We start from the raw sequence: 8,082 nt of genomic DNA, 5'->3' as shown, positions 1-8,082 counted from the left end.
TGGGCAACGTTTGTCGATCAGGCCGGCCTCCCGGGCCTGTGCCGCGAGCTCGGCGGTGTTGACCAGGTTTCCGTTGTGCCCCAGCGCAACCCCGGTTCCGGCGGCGGTAGTGCGAAACACCGGCTGGGCATTCTCCCAGGTTGTGTCACCTGTGGTCGAGTAGCGGCAGTGCCCGATGGCGACGTGGCCATCCATGGCCGCCAGCGTCTGCTCATCGAAGACCTGGCTGACCAGACCGAGATCCTTGAACACCAGAATCTGGGATCCGTCGGCGACCGCGATCCCCGCCGCCTCCTGGCCGCGGTGCTGCAGCGCGTACAAGCCGTAGTAGGCGAGCTTGGCGACATCTTCGCCGGGGGCCCAAACCCCGAATACGCCGCACTCTTCACGTGGTGAACTGAAATCCTGCTCGGCTAGTTGCACGGTCACGGTGTGGCGGCTCCCTGGGGCGCGGTTGGTGACGCATGTTGAGTCTAGGACCGGGGAGAGCTCCCTGCCGAATCCAGAAAGCGTGTTGCTCCCCACACTCCCGCCGTGTCGGGGCAGAGCCCTCCGACGTCAGGGTGGTAGCGGGACGATCGGGAGCCAACGGTCCAGGTCACCGGCGCGCGCGCCGGATAGGCCCAGGGCACCGGCAGCCCCGGCGTCGGCGAACCCCATCAGTCCCGTTGCCATCAGCAGCCACGTCCGCGGGTCCGTCTCGACCACGTTGGGCGGGGTCCCCCGGGTGTGCCGGGGTCCGGCAACGCACTGCACGGCCACGAACGGCGGCACCCGGACCTCGACACTGGCGCCGGGTGCGAGCGCGGCCAGCGTGCGGGCGGTGAGCTTGACCGCCGTCGCCAGCGCGTTTCGGTCCGGCGGGGGGCGGGTGTCGTCGCGCAGCCAGTCCTCGACCGCCGCCACGGCTTCCCGGGTCCGTTGCGGGTCGGGTCGTGCGGTGGAGGCCATACTCTGCAGTCCCGGTCGTCTTCAGTCCGCGCGTTCCCGCGTCCGCGATCCCGGCCCCATCCAACGCCCTATCCGAAGATCCCCGGCAGCACGGACTCCGACGTCGCCCGCAATTCGGCCAGAGGCACGGTGAACAGCCCCTGAACCTCGATCCCATCCGACTCCCGATCGACCACCCCGATGCGGACGACCGGTAGTGCGCGGGCCTCGCACATGGAACGGAACCGGCTCTCCTCGGTGCGCGGCACCGCGACCAGCACCCGTCCGGACGACTCCGAGAACAACGTCACAAACGGGTCCGCGTTCTCGGGAAGCACTATGCGACACCCTGTTTCACCCGCCAGCGCGGACTCGACGACAGCCTGGGCCAGCCCGCCCTCGGACAGGTCGTGCGCGGCGGTGACCAGGCCATCCCGCGATGCCGCACAAAGCACTTCGGCCAGCAACTTCTCCCGGCCCAAGTCGACCACGGGCGGCAGCCCGCCCAGGTGATCGGCGGTCACCTGAGCCCATACCGACCCGTCGAATTCATCGCGGGTGTCACCGAGCAGCATCAGCGTTTCTCCGGGCTCGGTGCCCAGAGCCGTGGGTATCCGGCGATTTACATCGTCGATAACTCCCAGGACCCCGACGACCGGCGTCGGCAGGATTGCCGATGACCCCGTCTGGTTGTAGAAGCTGACGTTGCCTCCGGTAACCGGAATCTCCAGTGCCGCACAGCCGTCCGCCAATCCGCGCACCGCCTGGGCGAACTGCCACATCACCGCCGGGTCTTCCGGCGAACCGAAGTTGAGGCAGTTCGTCACCGCGACCGGGATGGCGCCGGTGACAGCCACATTGCGGTATGCCTCGGCGAGCGCGAGTTGGGCGCCGGTGTAGGGGTCGAGGCGGGTATAGCGTCCCGACGCATCGGTAGACAGCGCGATGCCCCGCCCGGTTGCCTCGTCGATGCGCAGCACACCGCCGTCCGCGTGCTCCGCGAGCACCGTATTGCCACGCACGTATCGGTCATATTGTTCGGTGATGAATGCGCGGCTGCACAGGTGCGGACTGGCAAGCAGCGCAAGCAAAGTCGCCCGCAACTCGTCGCCGGACGCCGGGCGCGGCAGGCTCTTGGACGAATCCGCGTTCAGTGCGTCCTGGGTGTCGGGACGGGCGACCGGACGCTGGTACACCGGGCCTTCGTGGGCCACCGTACGCGGCGGCACGTCGACGACCGTCTCACCGCGCCAGGTGATGCGCAGCCGGTCGCCGTCGGCGACTTCGCCGATGACGGTGGCCGGCACCTCCCATTTGTCGCACACCGCCATGAAGGCGTCCACGTTCTCCGGGGCGACCACCGCGCACATCCGCTCCTGGGACTCGCTGCACAACACCTCGGCTGGTGTCATCTCCCTGGCACGCATGGGGACAGTGTCCAGGTCCACCGTCATGCCGCCGTCCCCGGCCGACGCCAACTCCGATGTGGCACAGGCCAATCCGGCACCACCAAGATCCTGAATGCCGATCACGAGCCCGCCTGAGTAGAGCTCCAGACAGCACTCGATGAGCACCTTTTCCATGAACGGGTCGCCAACCTGAACGGACGGCAGCTTTCTGCGGGCGGCGCCGTCGGCGCCATCGGCACTGAAGGTGTCCGAGGCCAGCACCGAGACGCCGCCGATGCCGTCCAGGCCGGTGCGCGCGCCGAACAGGATGATCTTGTTGCCGGTGCCCGAGGCGAAGGCCAGATGCAGGTCTTCGGTGCGTAACACGCCGACGCACAACGCATTTACCAGTGGGTTGCCCGCGTAGCAGGCATCGAAAACTGTCTCGCCGCCGATGTTGGGCAGTCCCAAAGAATTACCGTAGCCACCGATGCCGCGGACCACCCCGTCCACCACACGCCGGGTGTCGGGCGCGTCGGCGGCGCCAAACCGGAGTTGGTCCATCACGGCGACCGGCCGGGCGCCCATGGCCATGATGTCGCGGACGATGCCGCCGACACCGGTCGCCGCGCCCTGATAGGGCTCCACATAGGACGGATGGTTGTGCGACTCCACCTTGAAGGTGACCGCCCAGCCGTCGCCGATGTCGACGACGCCAGCGTTCTCGCCGATGCCGGCGAGCATTGCCGAACGCATCCGCTCGCTGGTGGTCTCGCCGAAGTAGCGCAGGTGCACCTTCGACGACTTGTAGGAGCAGTGTTCGCTCCACATCACCGAGTACATCGCCAGCTCGGTATCGGTGGGCCGGCGGCCAAGGATCTCCCGGATCCGCTGGTACTCGTCTTCTTTGAGGCCCAGCTCACCGTACGGTTGCGGTTGGTCGGGGGTGGCCGCGGCGTGGCCGACGGTATCGATGGCGGGCGCGCTCGTCACTCGGACAGTCTAGGGTCCCGCAACCCGCTGGGCGGACCATGCCCGGGCAGCCGGCAACGAATCCGACGCCACACGACCGCCCGCGCGCCAATTGGGGTTACGGACCCTGAAAGCGCGGGGCGACGGCGCGCCCGGGGGAAGAGTATCGGCCTTGCCGCACCGTTCGGCGGTTATCCACAGTCGGATGTTTGTCCACAGGTGGGACCGACAGGGGTATCGGTGTCAGCCAACCGCGCTACTATTCGAACATGTGTTCGGTTATCGCCCCCAGCGCCCTGATGGAGCGCTTGGCCGCACTCGACACCGCAATCGCCGACGTCGCCGAACTCGATTTCGCAGCTTTTGACCCCGTAGCCCGGCTGCGCACCCTGGAACACCTGGAAACCGCCCGCCGCCGCCAGGCCGTGCTCAGCCACGACATCATCCACACCCTGGCCGAAGAAGAAATCGCCGACCTCGGCGGACCCGCCCACAAGGTCATCGCCGACTGGTGCCGGCTGAGCTACACCGAAGCCCGCCGCCGCCTGCGCGACGCCGCCCAACTGTCCCCCCGGCTCACCCTCACCGGCCAAGAACTACCGCCCGAACTACCGGCCACCGCCACGGTCTGGCGCGAGGGCCAACTCGACCCCCAACACCTCCGCGTCATCCAGAACTTCGTCCGCGACCTTCCCAGCGACCTTGCCCCCGGAGTCGTCGAAGACGCCGAAGCACGGCTGGCCCACCAAGCCACCCAACTACGCCCCGATCAACTCGAAAAGACCGCCCAGCGCCTGGCACTGCACCTCAACCCCGACGGCACCTACTCCGAACGCGACCGCGCCCGCCAGCGCAGCTTCACCTGGAGCCCCCAACGCCCCGACGGCATGAGCAAGGGCACCCTGATCGCCAGCCCCGAACTCCGCGCCAACATCGACGCCTGGCTCGCCAAATTCGCCGCACCCGGGATGGCCAACCCCGACGACCAGCCCACCGGAGAGCCCACCGGCGACCCCACCGGCGACCCCACCGGCGACCCCACCGGCGACCCCACCGGCGACCCCACCGAGCAAGCAGCGGCCCGGGACAGCCGCACCCCGGCCCAACGTCGGCATGACGCCCTCAACTACCTCGTCCGCACCCAGCTCGGCAACCCCGCGCTCGGCCAACACCACGGCCTGCCCGTCACCCTGATCGTCACCACCACCCTGGCAGAACTGACCACCGCCAGCGGCCACGGAATCACCGCCGGTGGAACCCAAATCCCCATCCGCGACCTCATCAGCATGGCCAGCAACGCCCTTCACTACCTCGTCGTCTTCGACGACCACACCCAACGCCCCCTCTACCTCGGCCGCTCCCGGCGCATCGCCACCCCCGACCAACGGCTCGTCCTCTACGCCACCGAACGCGGCTGCACCTTCCCCGGCTGTGACATGCCCGCCGACAAATGCCAGGTCCACCACACCCAAGACTGGGCCGCCGGCGGAAACACCAACATCGACACCCTCACCCTGGCGTGCACCGGGCACCACCCGCTGGCCGCCAATGGCTGGAACACCACCAAGAACACCCGCCACCAAACCGTGTGGACCCCGCCACCCCGACACCGCCGCGGCGGACCCACCACGAACACCTACCACCACCCCGAGCGACTCCTCCCCCGAGCGACTCCTCCCCCGAGACAAGCCTGACCAGCCCTAATTCTCCGGAGCGAGAAAAGCCCGCAGCGCGGCCGCGTAGGCGCCGACGTCGGCGGCGCCCATCAACTCCCGCGCCGAGTGCATGGCAAGTTGCGGGGCGCCGACATCGACCGTCGGAATGCCCGTCCGCGCAGACGTCATCGGACCGATGGTCGATCCACACGGCAGGTCGGCGCGATGTTCGTAGCGCTGCATCGGGACGCCGGCCTGCCGGCAGGCCAGCGCGAAGGCCGCGGCGGTGCGCCCGTCGGTCGCATACCGCAGGTTCGGGTGCACCTTGAGCACCGGCCCCCCGCCGACCGCGATCGGGTGGCCCGGCTCGTGCCTCTCCGGATAGTTCGGATGCGTCGCATGCGCCATGTCCGCCGACGCCAGCAGCGAGGCAGGCAGCAGCCGTAGGTAGTCCTCCCGGTCGCCGCCGCCGGCCGCCGCGATGCGTTCCAGAACGGTTGGCAACAGGTTGGATTGCGCACCGTGATCCGAGGTCGACCCCACTTCCTCGTGATCGAACAGCGCGAGGACCGGCACGAACTCCTCGGGCTCGACAGCCAGCAGAGCTTCCAAGCCCGCATAGCAACTGGCCTGATTGTCCAGCCGCGGCGCACTGAGCAGGCTGCGGTCCGCCCCGATCAGCGCCGACAGGGCCAGGTCGTGGGTCATCAGGTCGGCGGCGAGCACGTCGGCCGCCGGAACGCCCGCCCGCTCGGCCACGTAGCCGACGAATCCGCCGCGGACCTCGCCGGCGGCGCCCCAGATCGCGTCGAGGTGCCGCTGCGGATCAAGCGTCACCGACCTGCGGTCCTCGGCCAGGTGAATCGCCAGTTGCGGTACGCGCAGAAGGGGCTCGTCGATCCGGACCGGCACGCGCGTGAAGCCGGTGCCCGCACGCCCGTCCCCCGCACGTACAGCCAAGCACCCGCTGACCCCCAGATCCCGGTCCAGCCAGGAGTTCAACCACGCTCCGCCATAGGGTTCCAGCGCGACCACGGGCAATCCGGCCGCCATTCGGTCCGGGTGCTGCTTGACCCGCAGGTTGGGGCTATCGGTGTGGGCACCCACAATCCGGAACGGCACGGACGCTTCCCCGCTGCTCCAGGCGACCAGCGACGCGCCCCGCACAATGAAGCGCCGCCCCGCTCCGCCCGGCCAGCGGTCGGCCTCGTCGAGTTCGCTGTATCCGGCGTCCCGCAGCCGGGCGGCCACCGTCGCGCATACGTGAAACGGCGAGGGCGAGACGTCGATGAAGCGACCCAGACCCGCAGCATCGGCCGACATGACGGACATATTCACCATCATGACTGTCGGCGTCCCCGGCAATGCCGCTAGGGTCTGCAGAGTGCTGCCCGTTCAACCCCAACCTGTTGTCGCACCGCTGACGTCCGCCGCGATCTTCCTGGTGGCAACCATCGACGGCGACGGCGAGGCTTTAGTGCACGAGGCCCTTTCCGGCATTTCCGGTCTGGTGCGCGCAATCGGCAGCCGCGATCCCGCCAAACGGCTGTCGGTGATCACCTCGATCGGCTCTGCGGCCTGGGACCGGTTGTTCTCCGGCCCCCGGCCAGCAGAGCTGCACCCTTTCGTGGAGCTGGCGGGACCACGGCACACCGCGCCGTCCACACCGGGCGACCTGCTGTTCCACATCCGTGCCGAGGCCATGGACGTGTGCTTCGAACTGGCCGGACGAATTCTCAAGTCGATGGCCGGGGCGGTGACCGTCGTCGACGAGGTGCACGGATTCCAGTTCTTCGACAATCGCGACCTGCTCGGTTTCGTCGACGGCACCGAGAACCCCGACGGCCCGGTCGCCGCGCACAGCACCGCGATCGGCGAAGAGGATCCCGATTTCGAGGGCTCGTCGTATGTCCACGTACAGAAATACCTCCACGACATGTCGTCCTGGGACTCCCTGTCGGTAACCGAACAGGAACGGGTGATCGGGCGCACCAAACTCGAGGACATCGAGTTGGCCGAGGAGGCGCAGCCCGCCAATTCCCATGTCGCACTTAACGTCATCAGCGATGACGACGGCAACGAGTTGAAGATCGTGCGGCGCAACATGCCGTTCGGTCAGATCGGCAGCGGCGAATACGGCACGTATTTCATCGGCTATTCGCGGTTCCCCGCAATCACCGAACGAATGCTGCGCAACATGTTCCTCGGCGATCCTCCCGGCAACACCGACCGCGTCCTGGATTTCTCCACGGCCGTCACCGGTTGCCTGTTCTTCTCCCCCACCATCGACTTCCTCGATGATCCGCCACCGTTGCCGGATCATCCACCGGGAGACGACGGGGCGGCCCCGGCACGCAACGACGGCACACTCGCGATCGGCAGCCTGAAAGGCGGGAATCGATGAACAACCTCTATCGCTATCTGGCTCCCATCACCGAAGACGCTTGGACGGAAATAGAATTGGAGGCCGCCCGGACATTCAAACGCCACATCGCCGGACGCCGGGTGGTCGACGTCAGCGAGCCCGGCGGTCCGGCCTGCGCCGCAATCGGCACGGGCCGGCTGGTCGATGTGGCGGCCCCCTCCGACGGCGTGGAGGCACACCTGCGGGCAAGTAAACCACTGGTCCGGCTGCGCGTTCCGTTCACGTTGTCACGCAACGAGATTGACGACGTCGAACGGGGATCCAGCGATGCGGACTGGGACCCGGTCAAGGAGGCCGCCAAGAAGCTGGCCTTCGTCGAGGACCGCGCCATCTTCGAGGGCTACGCCGCCGCTTCCATCGAAGGTATCCGGAAGGCCAGCTCCAACCCGCCGCTGACGTTGCCGAAGGATCCCCGCGGTATCCCCGACGTCATCACCCGCGCACTGACGGCACTTCGGCTGGCCGGTGTCGACGGCCCCTATTCGGTGCTCCTGTCGGCCGATGCGTACACCCAGGTGAGCGAAACCACCGAGCACGGCTACCCGATCCGCCAGCACCTGAACCGGTTGGGCGGCGGGGACATCATCTGGGCGCCGGCGATAGACGGCGCGTTCGTGGTGTCCACCCGCGGCGGCGACTTCGATCTGCAGTTGGGCACCGACGTTTCGATCGGCTACCTGCACCACGACGCCGACACCGTACGGCTCTACCT

General features: G+C 68.0%; 6 protein-coding genes and 1 pseudogene. 3 read left to right on the top strand and 4 right to left on the bottom strand.

All coding sequences use genetic code 11. From position 1 onward, the window contains the following. The 3 genes and pseudogenes from ACK5M9_RS13980 to purL all read right to left on the bottom strand — a co-directional run. A pseudogene (locus ACK5M9_RS13980) lies at positions 1–429 on the bottom strand (amidophosphoribosyltransferase); the annotation flags it as partial. 129 nt (positions 430–558) lie between these two features. Beyond that, a complete protein-coding gene (locus ACK5M9_RS13975) occupies positions 559–951 on the bottom strand; it encodes a sterol carrier family protein (protein WP_416893754.1) in 393 nt (130 codons plus the stop codon). A gap of 68 nt (positions 952–1,019) precedes the next feature. Beyond that, on the bottom strand, positions 1,020–3,293 hold the full coding sequence (gene purL / locus ACK5M9_RS13970) for a phosphoribosylformylglycinamidine synthase subunit PurL (RefSeq protein WP_416893757.1): 2,274 nt from the start codon (positions 3,291–3,293) through the stop codon (positions 1,020–1,022). A gap of 266 nt (positions 3,294–3,559) precedes the next feature. Here purL and ACK5M9_RS13965 point away from each other — a divergent pair, with 266 nt between their 5' ends. After that, the gene (locus tag ACK5M9_RS13965; protein WP_416893753.1) at positions 3,560–4,984 is read left to right on the top strand and encodes an HNH endonuclease signature motif containing protein; all 1,425 of its coding nucleotides are present in this window, start codon (positions 3,560–3,562) and stop codon (positions 4,982–4,984) included. A 6-nt stretch (positions 4,985–4,990) separates the two neighbouring features. On the opposite strand, the gene ACK5M9_RS13960 is transcribed toward ACK5M9_RS13965, so the two are convergent. Then, entirely contained in the window at positions 4,991–6,268 is a 1,278-nt protein-coding gene (locus tag ACK5M9_RS13960; protein WP_416893756.1) for a M18 family aminopeptidase, read from the bottom strand. A 19-nt stretch (positions 6,269–6,287) separates the two neighbouring features. On the opposite strand from ACK5M9_RS13960, the gene ACK5M9_RS13955 reads away from it, so the two are divergent. Next, complete coding sequence (locus tag ACK5M9_RS13955; protein WP_416893755.1) at positions 6,288–7,349, top strand: Dyp-type peroxidase; 1,062 nt, start codon at positions 6,288–6,290, stop codon at positions 7,347–7,349. Beyond that, positions 7,346–8,082 (top strand): family 1 encapsulin nanocompartment shell protein (locus ACK5M9_RS13950; protein WP_416893752.1); only part of this gene is annotated, 737 nt, incomplete at its 3' end. The genes ACK5M9_RS13955 and ACK5M9_RS13950, both read left to right, overlap by 4 nt.

Source organism: Mycobacterium sp. (assembly GCF_047975165.1).
Taxonomy (GTDB): Bacteria; Actinomycetota; Actinomycetes; order Mycobacteriales; family Mycobacteriaceae; genus Mycobacterium.
This window is presented reverse-complemented; position numbering and strand designations above follow the sequence as displayed.

Bases quoted from the DNA above. Each gene is read 5' to 3' on its own strand.
- ACK5M9_RS13975 (WP_416893754.1), bottom strand. From the start codon at position 951: ATGGCCTCCACCGCACGACCCGACCCGCAACGGACCCGGGAAGCCGTG.
- ACK5M9_RS13965 (WP_416893753.1), top strand. From the start codon at position 3,560: ATGTGTTCGGTTATCGCCCCCAGCGCCCTGATGGAGCGCTTGGCCGCA.
- ACK5M9_RS13960 (WP_416893756.1), bottom strand. From the start codon at position 6,268: ATGTCGGCCGATGCTGCGGGTCTGGGTCGCTTCATCGACGTCTCGCCC.
- ACK5M9_RS13955 (WP_416893755.1), top strand. From the start codon at position 6,288: ATGACTGTCGGCGTCCCCGGCAATGCCGCTAGGGTCTGCAGAGTGCTG.